Genomic DNA, 17,009 nt, shown 5'->3' with positions numbered 1-17,009 from the left:
CCCTGATCGTACCCAGCTCAGGGCAGCCGGAGGGTGGTGAGGAGGGTGGGCAGGTCGGGGGCGTGGGCGAGGGGGCGTACCTGGTCGTCGTCGTGGTGGTGCACGACGCAGCCGGCGCGGGTGAAGGCGACCGTGAGCACCTGCCCGGGGTGGCCGGCGGCGAGGCGTTCCAGGGCGGGCACCGGGTCGGCGGGCAGCGGGCGGGCCGCCGAGGCCGGGGCCGGCAGCGGCTGTTCCGGGTCGACGGGTACGGCCCGGTCGTAGGCGGTGTCGAGGTACTCCAGGCAGTAGGCGACGGCCGCCTCGACGCTCGGGTGGTACGGCACGTCGTCGACGGTCGGCCGGACCGGGGTCGGCAGCAGCTCCACCGACCAGCGCCGCCCGCGGATCCGCAGCGGGTCACCGGCGTTGGCGCGCAGGTCCCAGACCTGGATCACGCACGCCAGGTCGAGGCCGACGGCGTGCCGGATCAGCTCGGCGACCGGCGGGACGGTGGGGTGGACGGCGGCCACGATCAGCCGTCCGGCGGGCAGCCCCGGGCCGGCCGCGTCGAGGTGTTCGGTGACCGGGTCGGCGACCGACGAGGGCAGGGTGACGTACCCGTCGCGCAGGTCCTGGGTGAGTTCGAAGCCGCCGTCGGCCTCGGTCAGGTCGTCCGGGCGTACGCCGAGGATGCTGGCCCAGGCGGCGAGCCGGTACCGCTCGGGAAGCTGGACCACCGGCCGGCCGCCGGGTTGGGTGGCGACCAGCGGGGCCGGCTCCGGGGTGCCGGCGTGCCAGGCCAGGTGGATGACCCGGTGCCGCAGGTCGGTGAGGGTGACGGTCAGGGTCCGATACAGCCGGTGGGTGCCGCCGCAGGTGTGGCAGCTCAGCACCGACGGGGCCCGGCCGGCTCCGGAGCAGGCGGCGCAGTCCGGGGCGGCGGGGCGTCCGCCGAGGGTGCAGAGGCAGGCGCAGAGCCGGGTGCCGGGTACGCAGTCCGGGCAGGGCCGCCACGGCACCGGTTCGCCCTGCCAGGCCGGTGGGGGCGGCGGCGTGTCCCGGCGTAGCGGCACCCGGACCCGCCGGATCACCTGCCCGGTCGGGTCCTCGGTCAGCTCCTCGACCGGCGCGTCCGGGCACAGACTCGTGTGCCACCAGCGGTGGTCCCGCCAGATCGCCTGCGCGCCGGGCAGCTCGCCACCGACAGCCGAGCCGCCGATGGCCGAGCCGCCAAGGGCCGAGCCGCCCGCGGCCGAGCCGCCAAGGGCCGGGTTCCGCAGGCGCCGTTCCAGTTCGTCGAGGTCGACGGGGACCGGGCGCAGCGGGCCACGCTGGGCGGGCAGTTCGGGTCGGAGCAGGTACGCCGGCGCGGTGCGCCCCCGGGCGGCGAGCCCGTCCAGGGCCCGGCGCACGTCGGTACGGGCCAGGGCGTCCGGCAGACCGTCGGCGCTGCGCCCGGTCAGCCCGGTGCCTACCGGTGAGCCGGGCACCTCGTACCGGATGTCCCAGGTGGACCAGCCAGCCTGCCGGCGTACCTCGATCACCAGGTCGAGCAGGAGCAGGTTGGCGACGGCGCACAGCTCGGCGAGCCGGGCCGCCGGGTCGACCGGGGGCGGGGCGTCCGACCGGCCGGTCAGCACCCACCACGGCACCCGGTCGCGGGCGACGAGGGCCTGCGCCTCCAGGACGTATCGCTGCTCGGCCGGCAGGTCGGGCCGCCACTGCTGGGGCAGCACCACCGGCGCGGGCCCGTCGCCGGTGACCGCGACCCCGACGGTGGCGGCCAGCTCGCGTACCCGGGCGGGCAGGTCGACCACCCACCCGGCCGCGCGGTCCGGTCGGGGTGCCAGCCCGCCGGGCCGCAGCCGGTGCGAGGCGACCGCGCCGGTGTCCAGGTTGGCCACGGTCAGCACCAGCTCGGCCCGCCGCCGCCCGGTCCGCCGGCAGTGCTGGCACGCCCCGGCGACCTGCCCGATCCTCCGACACACCACACAATCCCGGTACGCGGCTTGAGCGCTGGCGCGGGCCGGCTCATCGGCGGCTCGCGACGGCTCGTCGGTGTTTCGAGGCGGCTCGTCGGCGGCTCGCGGCGGGTCGTCGGCGGCTCGCGGCGGCTCGTCGGCGGCGAGGAAGCGGTCGCCGTAGCGGGTGCAGCGGCAGGGATCGACGCGGACGGCGCTGCCGTCGCACTCCGCGCAGACCACGACGGTGGCCCGGTCGCTCACCACGACGGCCGCGCCGAGCAGGGCCCGCCGTGCTGGACGCGCCGCGCGCACCGCCGGCCACCGCCGAGCGGCAGGTCACAGAAGACCCGATGATGTACGCACTGCTCGTCCTCCAGGGAGACCGTGGTCTCCCCCGCGTCCACCTCGGACCAGAAGTTCACCGACCGGGCCAGGCTCCCGGCGAACTGCCGCGCGGCCGGCAGGTCGGCGGCGGTGAACGGCAGGTGCGCCACGAACCGTTCGCTCACCGGATGCTCGCCAACGCGCGGCGGGCCTGCTCGCTCTGCCATTCGCGTAGGGCGTCGCGGATCCGGTCGGCCCGCTCGTGGGTGGCGGCCACCTCGGCGTAGCAGGCGGCCAGGTCGTCGGCGACCCGGTCGAGGAAGGCGCGTACCTCGGCGGCGTCCACCCCGTGCCGGCCACGCGGGGTGAACAGCCGGTCCCGCACCTGCCAGGGCCGCAACCGCCCACCCGCAACACTCCGGTACGGCGTGCCGCACGGTCTTTCCTGACCTGAACTTTCGTGGCGGTGCCGGACGGATTTCTCGTGGGATTCCCAGAGAGCAGAAATTGCACCGAAGCCAACTTCCACTGCCCGCCTAAGAAATGGGCGCACGAGGCCACCAACCCCTTTCAGGATCAGTAAGGAGATGCCTGAACCGCTGGTCAGGACGACGAGAGAAGGGTGCGACGGCCGGGACCGGGGAGGTCCCAGACTGCCGCGCTAGAGCCATCCTGCGGCCCGACCACCATTGGCGCAACGATTTTTGGTGCCGATTCTTGACTTATTTCTGGATAACGGTTAGGCATTCCGGAGGAGCTGTTCCGGATGTTAAAAATTTGGAAGGAGGCGTGATCGTTGGTGGAGGATATGGGCTCGACGGTGCCGCGACGGCAGCTCGGCCGGGCGCTGCGGCAGTTGCGCACCGAGGCCGGGGTGACCCTGGACGGGGCGGCCGACGCGCTGGAGTGCAGCCGGCAGAAGGTCTGGCGGATCGAGAGTGGACTCGGATCGGTCCGCGGGGTGGACGTCCGCGCGATGTGCCAGCTCTACGATGCCAGCCAGGAGTTGACCGGTGCACTCGTCGCCCTGGCGAGCGAGACGAAGGCGAAGGGCTGGTGGCACGCCTACGGCGACGCCATCCCCGACTGGTTCGAGCTGTACGTGGGCCTGGAACAGTCCGCCAGCCGACTTCGCTTCTTCTATGACGCGATGATCCCGGGCCTGCTCCAGACAAGGGACTATGCACACGCGGTGTACCAGCACCGGTCCGAGGTCAGCGACGAGGAGCGCGAACGCCTTGTCGACATTCGGCTTCAGCGGCAGGCGCTGTTGAGTCGGCGTTTGCCGCCTGCTCCTCGCTGCGGGTTCATCCTCTCCGAGGCAGCGCTTCTGCGTGTCGTCGGCAGCAGGTCAGCCATGGTGAACCAGCTCCGCTACCTACAGACCATGAGCGAGCGGCCGAACGTCTCGATCCGAGTGCTTCCGCTGACTGCGGGGCTTCATCGGGGAGTGGAGGCTGGCACCTTCGTCATGCTGGAGTTTCCGCCGGGCAACCGGGCGACACCCGAACCGCCGATCATCTACAGCGAGTCGTGGACAGGAGCGCTGTACCTCGACCGCCCTCAGGAGTTCGCCGGATACGAGAAGGTTTGGATGAGCCTTGATGAGCTGGCTCTCGAACCGGAACAATCGAGGCGACTGATCGAGAAAATCATTGGGGAGGTTCATCATGGCTGATCTGACCGGCGCCCAGTGGCGCAAGAGCACCCGCAGCGGCAGCAACGGCGGCGAGTGTGTGGAGGTGGCGGACAACCTGCCAGGTGTGGTCGCCGTACGCGACAGCAAAGACCCGGCGGGACCGGCACTCACCTTCACCCCCGCCGCCTGGGCGACTTTCACCCGTCACACCAAGCGATAACGCCTGACCGCGCCCTCGATCAACACGGTTGTAGCGATGTGGCGGTATCCGGAGGCGCTGGATACCGCCATATCAGCCCAACCGAGTCGATCAACCGGCCGATCGAAGTGAACGACATCCCCACTGGCACGACCCGACGACTGGGAGGTACACCATGGCTGATCTGACCGGCGCCCAGTGGCGCAAGAGCAGCCGGAGCGCTGGCAACGGCGGCGAGTGTGTGGAGGTAGCGGACAACCTGCCCGGCATCGTCGCCGTACGCGACAGCAAAGACCCGGCAGGACCGGCACTCACCTTCACCCCCACCGCCTGGGCGACTTTCACCCGTCACACCAAGCGATAGCGCCTGACCCTCCCCCGATCGAAGACGATCGCGCGGGTCAGCGCGGGGTGAGCACGCAGAACTCGTTGCCCTCCGGGTCGGCCATGACCTGCCACGGGATGTCGCTGCGGCCCAGGTCGACGACGGTGGCCCCGAGCGACCGGAGCCGGGCCACCTCGGCCGCCAGCTCGTCACCCGGGTACGGGCGGACGTCGAGATGGACCCGGTTCCACCCGCTCTTGGCATCGGGGCTGCGAACGAACCAGAGGTACGGGCCGACGCCCGCGGCCGAGCGCAGCGCCGCCCCGCCGTCGGTCACCTCGTGCACGGTCCAGTCCGTCGCCGTACCCCAGAAACGGGCCATCGCGCGCGGATCCGCACAGTCGACCACCACCGAGGCGATCGGCCCGGTGTCCCGGTGGGCCGGTCGGGGCTCCAGGACACAGAACTCGTTGCCCTCCGGGTCGGCCATGACCGTCCACGGCACGTCGCCCTGGCCCACGTCCACCGGCCGCGCGCCGAGCCCGGTGAGCCGGGCGACCAACTCCCGCTGCTGCTCCACCGAGCCGGTGGCCAGGTCGACGTGTACCCGGTTCTTCACCGTCTTGGGTTCGGTGGAGACGACGATGTCGACGCAGACGGCGGACGGGTCGGGATAGGTGAAGCCCCCGGGTTCGAGGTTGATCACGCCGGGCTCCTCGATGGAGGCCTCCCAGCCGCCGAGCGCCGCCGCCCAGAACCCGCCCAGCGCGGCCTCGTCCCGAGCCTTCATGTTGATCTGCACCAGCCGGGTCGCCATGTCAACGATGCTAGAGCCGGTGCGACTCCGGCGTGTGCCGGGTGCTTCGGGCGTACCCGGCGGCGGCGCGTGCCGGACTGATGGACCGGGTCAGGTGTGGCTGAGCCTTTGCTGGTGCTGCTCGCGGGGAGCCGTCGCCGGGGGCGTGGTCGCAGAGGGAGCCGGCGGGTATCCGAAGCCAAGGACGGTGCCCTGCCAGGGCAAGGGCTGCTGACTCGGCTGCGCCGGGGAGAAGCCGAGCTGGGCGACGAGGGCTGACGCGGCACACTTCCATCGGGCAGAATGCCCGCGTGAAGGCCTATGTCGGGGTGACCGACGGCGACTGGTTCCGGTTCCTGGCGTCCCGACCGCACCTCACCGAGGTGAACTTCTGGCGTCCCGCAGGCTCTCGGGCGTTCCGGGCGCTCTCCCCGGCAGAACCCTTCTTCTTCAAGACCCACCACCCGCACAACAGCGTGGTGGGCGGTGGCTTCTTCAGTGGCTTCGCCCAGCTACGAATCTCCGAGGCATGGGACCTGTTCGGAGAAGGCAACGGGGTGACGAACCTGGCCGACATGCGTCGGCTCGTCGGCCGGTACCGTCGGGCGCCTCTCGCGCTCGACGAGGATCCGCTGATCGGGTGCGTCCTCATCCGCGACACCGTCTTCTTTCCGCCCGACGAGCCAGCGGCACCACCGCCGGAGTTCGCACCGAATGTCGTACAGGGCAAAGGTTATGACGTCGCGAGCCAGGCAGCTTCGGGCTACTTCGAGGTGTTGATCGGACGCCTGCTCGGCGCCACCGTCGAGGTCGACCTCGACGGGTCGTGGCACCGACCGGGACCGGTGTACGGCGATCCTCGGTTGGTCCCGAACCGGCTGGGCCAGCAGTCGTTCAAGGCGGTGGTGCTGAATGCCTACGGACGGCGGTGCGCGATCACCGGCGACCGGATCCAGCCGGTGCTCCAGGCCGCGCACATCAGGCCGCTACCAGCCGGCGGCGAGCACCGGTTGGATAACGGACTGCTGCTCCGCTCCGATGTGCACACTCTGTTCGACCATGGATACCTGGGCGTCGACCCGAAACATCGACTCATGGTCAGTCCGCGCCTGCGGGCGGAGTTCGGCAACGGTGAGCAGTTCTATGCCCGGGCCGGCGCCACGATCGCCGTACCCGAGGCTCGCCGGGACCGGCCACACCGCGAGTTCCTGGAGTGGCACCTGGACGAGGTGTTCCGGCCGGCGTGAGGCAGCACGCTGCCGCCCCCTCCCTCCTCCCCCGCCCGGATCCCGCCGGGTCGCCCACCCATCCCTCTCGTTTGGAGGGGCCCCTTCCTATACAGAAAGCGTTAACAAGGGGCCCTTCCTTTCAGGTGGACATTTGGCCGATGCGGATCTTGTTGCCGAACGGGTCCCGGATGCCGAAGTCGATGCCGTACGACTGTTCCGTCGGCCCGTCGGTGACCTCGACGCCCTTGGCCACCAGTTCCTCGTACGTCTTGTGGGCGTCGTCGGTGGTCATGAAGAGGAACCCACCGGCGGCGCCCTTGGTGAGCAGTTCCCGGACCTGCTCGGCGGTGGCCGGGTCGAGGTTGGGCGGGCCGGGCTTCTCCAGCAGGATCTCGCGCGTGTCGCCGGGCAGGTTGACCGTCAGCCAGCGCATGAAGCCGAGATCCAGGTCCAGGGTCACCTCCAGGCCGAGCTTGCCGACGTAGAAGTCGAGCGCCTCGTCCTGGTCGAGGACGAAGATCTGGGAGCGGCTGATCATGTTCATCGTCATGCCCCACACGCTAGGTCAGGGCTGTGACCTGCTGCTTATCCAAAACTGCTCGGGCGCGTCCAGGCCTTGGTGAAGCAACTCGGCACAGGCGCGGAAGGTGCCGTCCGCCGGCTGCGGTACCCGGTGGGTGACTCCCCGACGATCTTCCGGAAGGTACGGCTGAACGTGCCGAGGCTGTTGAAGCCGACCGCGTGACACACCTCGGTGACGTCCTGCCCGGTGTGCAGCAGCAGGTACATGGCCCGTTCCACCCGACGCCGCTGCAGGTACCGGTGCGGCGTCTCGCCGAAGGCGGCCCGGAAGGTCCGAATGAAATGGGCCTCGGAGACGTACGCGATCCTCGCCAGGCCGGGGATGTCGAGCGGGTCGGCGTACGCCCGGTCCATCGCGTCCCGGGCCCGCAGCATCGCCCGGTTCGTCTGCTCGACCGCCCTGCTCACCCGACCATTCTGCCCACTCTTCCAACACCGGGACCAATCACCTACCTACGACTTCGCGAGGGTGCCGAGCCTGTCACTCCTGGTTGAGGATGTCGGCGTGGACTCACTGATCATCGACAAGTTCGTCGAGAATCTCAGCCTGCACTACTGGTGGAATCAACGCCGAGTAGACAATCTGTCCCATCTCCGGGTGAATGCCGAAAACTCCTTTGGGTTCTGGAATCCAGTCCTGCTCGGTCAGGTGAGGCACCGATGCCAGAATCACCGCCAGCAATCGGGGGTCGATGAACCCCTCCGCCGTGATGGCGAGGTACGCCTCCTCGTCCTGCGCTCGGACGAGAGCAGAGATCCGGTGTCTACTGAGGGTCACAGTCGAGGTTCGTCCCGTTCTGATCGATCCCGCTACAAGCTGTCGGACGACCCGCTTGATACCCATGGTCAACTGCACGGCAAGCTCGGCCCTCAACCGTTTGATGTCCACTGCGGCGGGGAGAAGATGACCGGATTGGGTTCTGCCCGATCCCCTACCAGCACGGCTCACTTCGTCGGCCAGCGCACGGTAGAAATCGGTGCCGCTACCCTCCTGCCGTCGGCCAGCGGCACCGAGCCACCACCATGCTGATGCCTCAGTGATCTCGGCGGGCTGAGCCTCTGAACCAGCCAACTCGGTCACCGCGCCGCGACAGGGCCCGACTTTCACCTTGAACCAGATTCGATCCTCGATGGCGCGGATCCGTTGCGCTCCACCCGCCGCGACCTCCTGAGGCACCTGTTGCGACTTTGCCACCACCGGGTCCTTGAGATCGTGCAGGGGTTGCTCAAGAGGAGGGAAGCGAAGCTCAAGATCGTCAAGGCATCGCTTGGTTGGTCTGACAAAGGATCGACTCGACTCGCTCACCGGAGCGAGCTTAGAGTACCGCCACAGCAGTCCGACCCTTGGACACAGGAAAAGCCCAGCTATCCGCACCATGGCAGCGGATAGCTGGGCCCATAGTTATCCAACTACTCGACAAATCCACCAGTTTCGTCCAGCTCGTCGCGTGACATTCCGGTCAACAGCGCGACGGAACTCGCGGTAGATCCATCTAGTTGACGAAGCGCACTACCGACTGCTTCCTGGATCTCCACGCGGTGATTCTCGATGTACTCACGGATGGCATCGTCGACGATGCTCTTTTTCGAACGACCAAGGAAGTGCGCGGCATGCGAGATCAACTGGTCGGTCGCTGAGTCAACCTTGATCGGCGTGACGGCGGCTGCCACGACGCTCCCTCCTGCGGTGACTGGGGCCCAAGGTACCCAGGTACCAAAGTACCAGGAAGGCAAGCTTCACACAGCTCAACCAGAGTACAAACATCCAGGCTGCCCGTGCCGGGGCGGCGTTGCTTCAACCGGAAGCGGGTTCGGTTCCCGCCAGCGCCGGTCAGGCGGGGACGAAACGGGCCGCGTCGGCGACGACGTACCCGTCGGTGGCGTCGGTGCGGATCAGAACGCTGCCGGCGGTGCCGGCCGGGAAGGCGTACGTCCCCAGCGCCACCCACTGCCCACCCGAGCCGCGCTGGTCGACGACGGTGGTGGTCGTACCGCCGTCGTGCGTGATGTCGACCGGGACGTTGCTGGCCCGGTTGGCGTTCGCCGTCCAGCGCAGCTGGACCGTCCAGGCCCCGGCGGTCGGCAGGGTCGGGGTGAAGCGGAACCGGTTGACGCCCTTGCCGGTGTTGTCGTCGTGCTCGTAGTCGATGCCGTGGTACCCGCCGATCGCCGAGCTGGCCAGCCAGGTGCCGGCCCGGGTGACGCCGAGGGCGGCGTTGTCCACGACGATCGCGCCCTCACCGCCGGGCGGCCAGCTCAGCAGCTGTCCGTCGGCGCGCAGCCGGGCCTGCAGGGCGGGCACGTCCACCTGCTGCACGGACGTACCGGCGGCCAGGGCCAGGGACGCGGCCGTCGCGGCGGACTGGCCGAGGATCATGAAGACCGGTTCCATCCGGATCGAGCCGTACGCGATGTGGCTGGCCGAGAGGCAGACCGGCACCAGCAGGTTGGCGCACTGCCCGGCGGTCGGCACGATCGAGCGATAGGAGATCGGGTACGGGCCGGGCACCCCGACCTGCACGTCACCCTCGTTGCGGACCTGCCCGTCGACGACGACCCGCTGACAGTTGTGCGAGTCCATGGTGTAGCTGGCCAGCCCCACCGAGTCGGTCACCTGGCCGGAGCCCCGGCAGTCGCGCTCGGTCAACACGTACCCGGAGATCATCCGGCGGGCCTCGCGGACGTACAGCTGGGGTGGCCAACCGCCGGTGGCGCCGAACTCGTCGGCGGCCAGGCCCCAGGCGGCCGTCGCGCTCCGGACCGTCGTCGGCAGCCGGGGATCGTTGGCCAGGAACCACATCAGACCCTGCTGGTACGTCCGGTGCGCGGCGACGATGCTCTCCCGCTGGGCCCAGGTCGCGGTGGGGTACGCGTGGTTGGCGCCGATGAAGTCGGTGGAGAACGCCCCGTTGTTGTTGGAGTCGGTCTTGCCGCCGCCGACGCTGTGCGTGGTGTAGAACGGCCCGGGGTAGCCGGCCTGCACGTAGCGCAGCAGCAGCTCGTAGTCGGCCGGGTCGTAGCCGTCCGGTCGGGGGAACGGGATCCGGTCGGCCGAGCGGGTCAGGCACATCCGGAAGTTGTACGCCTGGATCAGCTCGTCGCCGCTGCCGTTGCGCGCGACCGGGGCGACGGAGATGCCGGGCAGCAGACCGCTGGCCGGGCTGCCGGCCACCACGTACGGGTCGACCGGCAGGGTGAACTGGTGCCCGGTGCGCAGCTGCACCCCGTTGATGGTCTCGCCGTACACCGAGTTGGCCTCCCGGCCGACCGTGTACGTGACGCCGGCCGCCGCCATCAGGTCACCCTCGTAACTGGCGTCGACGAACATCGGCCCGGTGAAGAGCTGCCCGTTGTCGGTCACGATCCCGGTGATCCGGTCACCGGTGCGCTGCACCGTGGTCAGCCGGGCGTTCAGGTAGACCGGCACGGCGTACTCGGTGAGCAGGTCGGCGAAGACCTCGGCGGCGACGTGCGGCTCGAAGACCAGCCGCATCGGTGCGGTGGGGGTGACCGGGGTGCCGGCGTAGTGGGCGTGCACCCGGCGGTAGAACTCGGCGGCGAGGCCGCCGATGGCGGCGCTGGTCCCACTGTCGGTGTACCCGAGCCCGCCGGTGGTCAGCCCGCCGACGTGCCCGCCCGGATCGACGATCAACGCGGTACGCCCCATCCGGCGCATCTGCACGGCGGCCATGATGCCGGCCGAGGTGGCCCCGTAGACGACCAGGTCGGCGGTGACGGTGCCGGCGGCCAACTCCGCCAACCCGGCCGGCCGGCCGGTGCTTGCCTGGGTCGGCTGGTGGAACCCGGCGGTACCGGCGATGACCAGGGTGGCCCCGCCGAGCCGCAACAACTGCCGACGACCGAACACAGTGGACATCAATCGATTGTCCCGCCCCACCCGCAGGTAAGGAAGGGCCCCTTATTAACAGCCGTTGGTGAGCGGGGAACCCTTCTCTACCAAATCCGTTAATAGGGGGCCCTTCCTTACACCTCAGTTGATGGTGTGGAGGGTGGGGATGGGGTCCAGGGGGACGGGGGTGTGGACGGTGAGGGTGGCGGTCTCGCCGGGCAGGAGGGTGAGCAGGGCGTCGTCGACGGTGGCGTCCGGGTGCAGGCGATCCGGTTGCAGGGTCAGGTCCCGCAGGATGCTGCACGCGGTGATCCGGACCAGGACGCCACCGTCGACCGGTTCGACCGTCGCGGCGTACTCCGCCGTCGGCCAGTTGATGTCCCGGTCCTCGGCGAAGAACCACAGGGCCCGGTCGGCGGTGTCGCCCGCCTCGGCGACCAGCAGCTCGGCGCGCGGTGAGTCCGGAGAGGTCAGCTCCGCCGGCAGCGGCACCGTGGACACCGAGTACGCCGGCACCGCCACCTCCGCCGTCGTCTTCGCCCGGGGCTCGCCGGCCAGGGTGAGGCGGGTGACCGTCACCTGGGCCGACCAGGGTTGCCCGGTGTCGTTGACCGCGACCAGGGCCAGTCCGCCGTCGCGGGGCTGGACGGTGAGCAGCCGGTCGGCGTAGGCGCGGCGCAGCGCGTACCAGAGGGGTTTGCGGCGGCCGTCGCCGTCGACGGCCGACCAGGAGGTGACCGGCCAGCAGTCGTTGAGCTGCCAGACGATGGTGCCCATGCAGATGCCCCGGTGGGAGCGGAAGTGTTCCACCCCGAGCTGGATCGCGCGGGCCTGGTTGAGCTGGGTCAGGTAGTGCCACCGGTCGAAGTCGGTGGCCGGGGGCAGGTGCGCGTCGAGGCCCCGTTGGAGTTTGCGGTCACCGTCGGCCGCCTTCTGGTGGTGGGCCATGCCTGGTGAGTCCGGGGCGAGCGGGTCGTCGGAGATCGCCCGACGCAGGGTGGCGTACGCCGGGGGTGCCTGGTAGCCGAACTCGGCCAGGAACCGGGGAACGTACTCGCGGTACCTGGTGTAGTCGTGGGTGTTCCAGACGTCCCAGATGTGCGTGGTGCCGTGCGCCGGATCGTTGGGGTGCACGTCCTCGCGCCCCGACCAGGGGCTGCCCGGCCAGTACGGGCGGGTCGGGTCCAGCTCGGCGACGATCCGGGGCAGCAGCTCCAGGTAGTAGCCGCGCCCCCAGGTGGCCTCGCCCAACTTCTCCTGCCAGCCCCAGTCGTGCCAGCCCCAGATGTTCTCGTTGTTGCCGGTCCAGAGCACCAGCGACGGGTGCACCGCCAGCCGGGTCACCTGCTCGGCGGCTTCGGCGGCGATCTCGGAACGGAACGGCTCCTCCTCCGGGTACGCCGCGCAGGCGAAGAGGAAGTCCTGCTGCACCAGCAGCCCGAGGGAGTCGGCCAGGTCGTAGAAGTCGTCGGACTCGTACCGGCCGCCGCCCCAGACCCGCAGCAGGTTGACGTTCGCCCCGATCGCCTGGTCGAAGCGGTGGGCCAGCCGCTCGCGGGTGACCCGGTCGGCGAAGGCGTCGTCGGGGATCCAGTTGACTCCCCGGACGAAGATCGGCTGGTCGTTGACGACCAGGGTGAACGGGGTGCCGTGCGCGTCGGGCGTGGTGTCCAGCGCGACGCTGCGGAAGCCGATCCGCCGGGACCAGTCGTCCAGGACCGCGCCGGCCGCGTCGTGCAGGGTCACGGTCAGCGGGTACCGGTGTGCGTCGCCGTACCCCCGGGGCCACCAGCGCCGGACGTCGGTGACGGTGAGCGCCACGACGGCGCTGTCCTGCCCGGCGGCGACGGTGACCTCGGCGGTGACCCCGGCGACGGTGGCCCGGACGGTGAGCGGCACCCCGGCGGTCCGCTCGATGGCGGCGTGCACCTCCACCCGTCCCACCGCACCGCCGCCGGCGTCGCCGGTCACCGTCACCACCGGGCGGACGGTGGCCAGCCGGGCGACCGACCAGCCGTGCAGGCCGATCGGCTGCCAGATGCCGGCGGTGACCACGTTCGGCCCCCAGTCCCAGCCGAAGTTGCAGGCCGTCTTCCGGATGAAGTTGAACGGCTCCGGGTACGCGTTCGGCCGGTCGCCGAGGCGGTCGCGGTGCGCCTCGGCGTACCGGTAGGCGGAGTCGAGGCGTACCTCCAGGGTGTTGCGGCCCGGTCGCAGCAGTGACCGGACGGCGAACCGGTGGCCGCGGTGCATGTTCTCGGTCCGGCCGACCTCGGTGCCGTTGAGGGTGAGGGTGGCGACGGTGTCCAGCCCGGCGCAGACCAGGTCGACCCGCTCGTCGTCGCCGGGCTGCCAGTCGAAGACCGTCCGGTACGTCCAGTCGGTGCGCCCGATCCAGGCCAGCCGCAGTTCGTTGTCGTCGAGGTACGGGTCGTCGATCAGCCCGGCGGCGAGCAGATCGGTGTGCACGCAACCGGGGACACTCGCCGGGATGTCCCGGCCCAGCAGCTCAGTCGGGATCTTCCGTTCGGTGTTCTCCGGCGGGATCTTCCGTCCGGTGTTCTCCGGCGGGACCGGGCCGGTGTCGGGCACGGCGTGCAGGGTCCAGCCGTCGTGCAGGGTTCGCTGGGTCACGACTTCACCGCGCCTTCCATGATTCCTCGGACGATCTGCCGCCCGCCGATGACCAGCATGACCAACAGCGGCACGGTCGCCACGAACGCACCGGCGAGTACCCGGCGGTACACGACGTAGTTGCCGGCGGCCAGGTCGGAGACGGCCACCATGGAGGTCGGGAAGTCGGTGCCGCTCAACGTGATCAGTGGCCACTGGTAGTCGTTCCAGGTTGCCACGAAGGTGAGCAGGCCGAGCACCGCCAGGGCCGGGCGCAGCGCCGGCAGGGCGATGTTCCAGTACAGGCGGATGGTGCTGGCCCCGTCCACCCGGGCGGACTCGATCAGCTCGTCGGGGACGGTGTTGACGATGAACTGCCGCATGTAGAAGACCCCGAAGGCGGTGACCAGGCCGGGCACGATCACCGCGAGCAGGGTGCCGTTCCAGCCCAGCCGGCCCATCACGATGTAGAGGGCGACCACGCCTAGCTGGTTCGGCACGGTAAGCGTGACGATCACGAAGAGCAGCAGCACCCGGCTGCCCCGGAACCGCAGTTTGGCGAAGGCGAACCCGGCCAGCGAGCAGAAGAAGAGCACCGAGGCGGTCACCACTGTCGAGACGATCACGCTGTTGATGAGGCCGGCGAGGAAGAACACGTCCTGGTTGGCGAAGACCTCCCGGATGTTGGTGACGAACTGACTGCCCGGCACCACGGTCGGCGGGATCTGCGCCAACGCCTCGTCGGTGCTGGTGGCGATGACGAACATCCAGTACAGCGGGAACGCGGCGAAGAGCATCGAGGTGGCCAGCAACAGGTACGTGCCGAGGCCGGCCGGGGTGTCCTGTGGCGCCCGGCCGACCGCCGCCGCCCTGGCCCGGCGGGTCCGGCCGGTGGCCGCGACGGGCGGCGGCGCGCCCGCCACCGGTCGGCGTGCTGTCGATCGGTCGCCGCTCACTGCCGGCCCGCGCGGAGCCGGGCCGTCACCGCTCACTGCCGGCCCGCGCGGAGCCGGGCCGTCACCGCTCACTGCCGGCCCGCGCGGAGCCGGGCCGTCACCGCTCACTGTCGGCCTCCGGAGAGTCGGTTGGTCAGCCAGGAGTTGACGCCGGCCACGACCAGGATGATCAGGAACAACGCCCAGGACATCGCCGCCGCGTAGCCGAGGTTGAGGTCCTTCCAACCGACCCGGTAGATGAGTTGGGCGATGGTCTGCCACTCGCCGTTCGCGCCGCCGGTGGCCTGCTGGGAGTTCAGCTCGAAGAGCATCGGCTCGGTGAAGAGCTGGAACCCGCCGATGGTGGAGAGCACCACGGTGAAGATCACCACCGGCTGGATCATCGGCACGGTGATCCGCCAGAGCTGCCGCCAGACCCCGGCCCCGTCCAACGCGGAGGCCTCGTAGACGTCGCGCGGGATGGACTGCATGGCGGCCAGGTAGAGCAGCGCGTTGTAGCCGATCCACTTCCAGTTGACCATGGTGGCGATGGCCGTCCAGGCGGCCGGCTTGCTGGCCCGCCAGTCGATCGGGGCGGCCGGGTCGCCGAGGCCGAGCGCCTGCAACGCCCAGTTGGCCAGGCCGTAGTCGCGGGAGAAGAAGACCCCGAAGACCAGGGTGGAGGCGACGATCGGGGTCACGTACGGCACCAGGAAGCCGACCCGCCACCAGGTACGGGCGCGCAGTTTCCGGTTCAGCAGCGCGGCCACGACCAGCGCCAGCAGCAGCTGCGGCACCGTCGAGAGCAGGAAGATGCCCATGGTGTTGTAGAGCGCGTTCCAAAAGTCCCCGTCGGAGGCGAGCCGGGTGAAGTTCTCCAGGCCGGCCCACCCGGTGCGGTCGGGGTCGTCGAGCCGGTAGTGGCGCAGCGACACCACCCCGTTGTAGAGCAACGGAAAGAGCCCGAAGACCAGGAAGAGTACGAAGAACGGAGCGATCAGCAGGTACGGCGTGTACCGCGTGTCGAGACGGTACAGCCGGTCGCGCCAGCTCATCAGGAGGTGGCGGCCTTCTCGGCTGCCTTGACCGCCTCGGCCCAGGCGGCGTCGGCCTTGAGGCTGTTGTTCTGCACCCGCCCGATCACCTGCTCCACCGCGACCCGGGTGGGGCCGTTGCGCCGTCCCAGGTACTGCGGGGTGAGGCCCTGCGCCATCTTCGGGAAGATCTGCCCCACCGGAGCGCCACCGAAGAACGGGTTGGTGAACTCGGTGATCGCCGGGTCGGTGTAGAGGCCCGGCTGGGAGGGCAGGTTGCCTACCTGCTTGAAGATCTCGATCTGCTGCTCCGGCTGGACCAGCCACTCCAGCAGCCGGTACGCCTCGTCGGGGTTCTTGCTCTGCTTGGGGATGGTCAGGAAGGAGCCGCCCCAGTTGCCGCCTCCGCCGGGCACCGCCGCGATGTCCCACTTGCCGTCGGTGGTCGGCGCGGTCTCCTTGATGTGCCCGAGCATCCAGGCCGGGCAGGCCAGTACGGCGAAGGCGCCGGTGGTGAAGCCCCGGTTCCAGTCGGTCTGGAAGCTGGTCAGGTTGGCCGAGATTCCCGCCTGCTGGGCCCGCATCGTGTAGTCGAAGGCGACCTTGGGTCCGCCCTCCATCCGGAGCTGGTCCTGCTCGTCGTAGAAGCCGACCGGCTGCTGACCGAGGATCGGGTTGAACAGGTTCGTCCCGGAGTCGATGAACTTCTTGCCGCTCCTGGCGGTGTAGTCCCGGCCGACCTCGATGAACCGGTCCCAGGTGGGCCAGAGGGCGGAGACCTGGTCCCGCTCGGTGGGCAGTCCGGCCGCGGCGAACAGGTCGGAGCGGTAACACATGGCCAGGCCGCCGACGTCGGTGCCGAGCGCGATCTGGGTCTTGCCGTCGGCCGACAGCGACTGCTTCCACTTCCAGGGCAGATACTTGCTCTCGTACGAGGCGGCGCCCTTGTCCAGCAGGTTGACGAACTGGTCGGCCTGGCTGCGGAACTGGACCATGAAGCCCTCGTCGATCGCCGCGATGTCGGGCGCGCCCGAGCCGGCGACCAGCTTCTTCTGCAGGTCCTCGTGCTGGGCGTTGTACTCGCCGGAGTTGAGCACGATGCGGACGTTGGTGTTGGCGGCCTCGTACTTCGTCTTGAGCTGGTCCAGGCCGAAGTCGCCCCAGAAGTTGATCCGCAGGGTGACCTTGTCGCCGGCACCGGAGCCGCCGGTGGTGCTGCTGCCGCTGCACGCGGCGACCATGGTCAGGCTGATCGCGCCGACCGCGACCGCGCGGGCCCATCGAGTCCAGGACGGTGTCATCGGGTTCCTCCGCGCGCTCGTGAGGACGCCTCCCGCATCGAGAGACGTCGACTGAACCGGATAAGTGAAGCCACCGTACGGGCCACCCCCGGGAGTGTCAACGGTCGATGGAACGCCGTCTCGCCGGGCACGTTGGCGGGTCCGGGTTGGTGGATCATGCCGACCGGCGGGCGCGGTAGCGTGGAGGTCCGCCGCCCGACGGCGCGCATCGAGGAGCCCCACGGGGGGCCGAGGGA

The 17,009-nt window shown here is 69.9% G+C and carries 17 protein-coding genes; 4 read left to right on the top strand and 13 right to left on the bottom strand.

Features of this window, described 5'->3' with window-relative positions; genetic code table 11:
- Positions 1-17: 17 nt before the first annotated feature.
- The 3 genes from GA0070617_RS08300 to GA0070617_RS08290 are packed head-to-tail and all read right to left on the bottom strand — an operon-like array spanning position 18 to position 2,778.
- The gene (locus GA0070617_RS08300; protein WP_091435434.1) at positions 18-2,258 is read right to left on the bottom strand and encodes a hypothetical protein; all 2,241 of its coding nucleotides are present in this window, start codon (positions 2,256-2,258) and stop codon (positions 18-20) included.
- Positions 2,204-2,455: a hypothetical protein gene (locus GA0070617_RS08295; RefSeq protein ID WP_091435433.1), complete on the bottom strand. Its 252-nt coding sequence runs from the start codon at positions 2,453-2,455 to the stop codon at positions 2,204-2,206. The genes GA0070617_RS08300 and GA0070617_RS08295 overlap by 55 nt, the downstream gene beginning before the upstream one ends.
- The gene (locus GA0070617_RS08290; protein WP_091446094.1) at positions 2,452-2,778 is read right to left on the bottom strand and encodes a DivIVA domain-containing protein; all 327 of its coding nucleotides are present in this window, start codon (positions 2,776-2,778) and stop codon (positions 2,452-2,454) included. Before GA0070617_RS08290 ends, GA0070617_RS08295 begins: the two co-directional genes overlap by 4 nt.
- 288 nt (positions 2,779-3,066) lie before the next feature.
- Here GA0070617_RS08290 and GA0070617_RS08285 point away from each other — a divergent pair, with 288 nt between their 5' ends.
- The 3 genes from GA0070617_RS08285 (at position 3,067) to GA0070617_RS08275 (ending at position 4,472) form a co-directional block, all read left to right on the top strand.
- Positions 3,067-3,948: a helix-turn-helix domain-containing protein gene (locus GA0070617_RS08285; protein ID WP_091435432.1), complete on the top strand. Its 882-nt coding sequence runs from the start codon at positions 3,067-3,069 to the stop codon at positions 3,946-3,948.
- On the top strand, positions 3,941-4,129 hold the full coding sequence (locus GA0070617_RS08280) for a DUF397 domain-containing protein (protein ID WP_091435431.1): 189 nt from the start codon (positions 3,941-3,943) through the stop codon (positions 4,127-4,129). The genes GA0070617_RS08285 and GA0070617_RS08280 overlap by 8 nt, the downstream gene beginning before the upstream one ends.
- 154 nt (positions 4,130-4,283) lie before the next feature.
- Positions 4,284-4,472, top strand: a complete 189-nt coding sequence (locus tag GA0070617_RS08275; protein ID WP_091435430.1) for a DUF397 domain-containing protein — start codon at positions 4,284-4,286, stop codon at positions 4,470-4,472.
- A 37-nt stretch (positions 4,473-4,509) separates the two neighbouring features.
- Here the strand turns inward: GA0070617_RS08275 and GA0070617_RS08270 are convergent, their stop codons facing one another.
- Entirely contained in the window at positions 4,510-5,250 is a 741-nt protein-coding gene (locus GA0070617_RS08270; protein ID WP_091435429.1) for a VOC family protein, read from the bottom strand.
- Positions 5,251-5,540: 290 nt separating this feature from the next.
- Between GA0070617_RS08270 and GA0070617_RS08265 the strand changes: the two genes are divergently transcribed.
- Positions 5,541-6,476, top strand: a complete 936-nt coding sequence (locus GA0070617_RS08265) for an HNH endonuclease (RefSeq protein WP_091435428.1) — start codon at positions 5,541-5,543, stop codon at positions 6,474-6,476.
- A gap of 121 nt (positions 6,477-6,597) precedes the next feature.
- Here GA0070617_RS08265 and GA0070617_RS08260 read toward each other — a convergent pair whose 3' ends face one another.
- The 9 genes from GA0070617_RS08260 to GA0070617_RS08220 form a co-directional block, all read right to left on the bottom strand.
- Positions 6,598-7,008 (bottom strand): VOC family protein, encoded by a 411-nt coding sequence (locus GA0070617_RS08260; RefSeq protein ID WP_091435427.1) that lies wholly within the window; start codon positions 7,006-7,008, stop codon positions 6,598-6,600.
- A gap of 35 nt (positions 7,009-7,043) precedes the next feature.
- Complete coding sequence (locus tag GA0070617_RS08255) at positions 7,044-7,448, bottom strand: helix-turn-helix domain-containing protein (RefSeq protein WP_091435426.1); 405 nt, start codon at positions 7,446-7,448, stop codon at positions 7,044-7,046.
- 103 nt (positions 7,449-7,551) lie between these two features.
- Positions 7,552-8,346 (bottom strand): hypothetical protein, encoded by a 795-nt coding sequence (locus tag GA0070617_RS29785; RefSeq protein WP_139135620.1) that lies wholly within the window; start codon positions 8,344-8,346, stop codon positions 7,552-7,554.
- Between the two features lie 104 nt (positions 8,347-8,450).
- Positions 8,451-8,711: a hypothetical protein gene (locus tag GA0070617_RS08245; RefSeq protein WP_091435424.1), complete on the bottom strand. Its 261-nt coding sequence runs from the start codon at positions 8,709-8,711 to the stop codon at positions 8,451-8,453.
- Between the two features lie 160 nt (positions 8,712-8,871).
- On the bottom strand, positions 8,872-10,917 hold the full coding sequence (locus tag GA0070617_RS08240; protein ID WP_091435423.1) for an FAD-dependent oxidoreductase: 2,046 nt from the start codon (positions 10,915-10,917) through the stop codon (positions 8,872-8,874).
- 114 nt (positions 10,918-11,031) lie between these two features.
- Positions 11,032-13,524 carry a glycoside hydrolase family 2 protein gene (locus tag GA0070617_RS08235; protein WP_091435422.1) on the bottom strand — a complete coding sequence of 831 codons (2,493 nt, stop codon included), beginning with the start codon at positions 13,522-13,524 and terminating at the stop codon, positions 11,032-11,034.
- Entirely contained in the window at positions 13,521-14,300 is a 780-nt protein-coding gene (locus tag GA0070617_RS08230) for a carbohydrate ABC transporter permease (RefSeq protein ID WP_091446092.1), read from the bottom strand. Before GA0070617_RS08230 ends, GA0070617_RS08235 begins: the two co-directional genes overlap by 4 nt.
- A gap of 263 nt (positions 14,301-14,563) precedes the next feature.
- On the bottom strand, positions 14,564-15,493 hold the full coding sequence (locus GA0070617_RS08225) for a carbohydrate ABC transporter permease (RefSeq protein WP_091435421.1): 930 nt from the start codon (positions 15,491-15,493) through the stop codon (positions 14,564-14,566).
- Complete coding sequence (locus GA0070617_RS08220) at positions 15,493-16,773, bottom strand: ABC transporter substrate-binding protein (protein WP_091435420.1); 1,281 nt, start codon at positions 16,771-16,773, stop codon at positions 15,493-15,495. The genes GA0070617_RS08225 and GA0070617_RS08220 overlap by 1 nt, the downstream gene beginning before the upstream one ends.
- Between the last annotated feature and the right edge of the window lie 236 nt (positions 16,774-17,009).

Source organism: Micromonospora yangpuensis (assembly GCF_900091615.1).
Lineage (GTDB): Bacteria > Actinomycetota > Actinomycetes > Mycobacteriales > Micromonosporaceae > Micromonospora > Micromonospora yangpuensis.
This window is presented reverse-complemented; position numbering and strand designations above follow the sequence as displayed.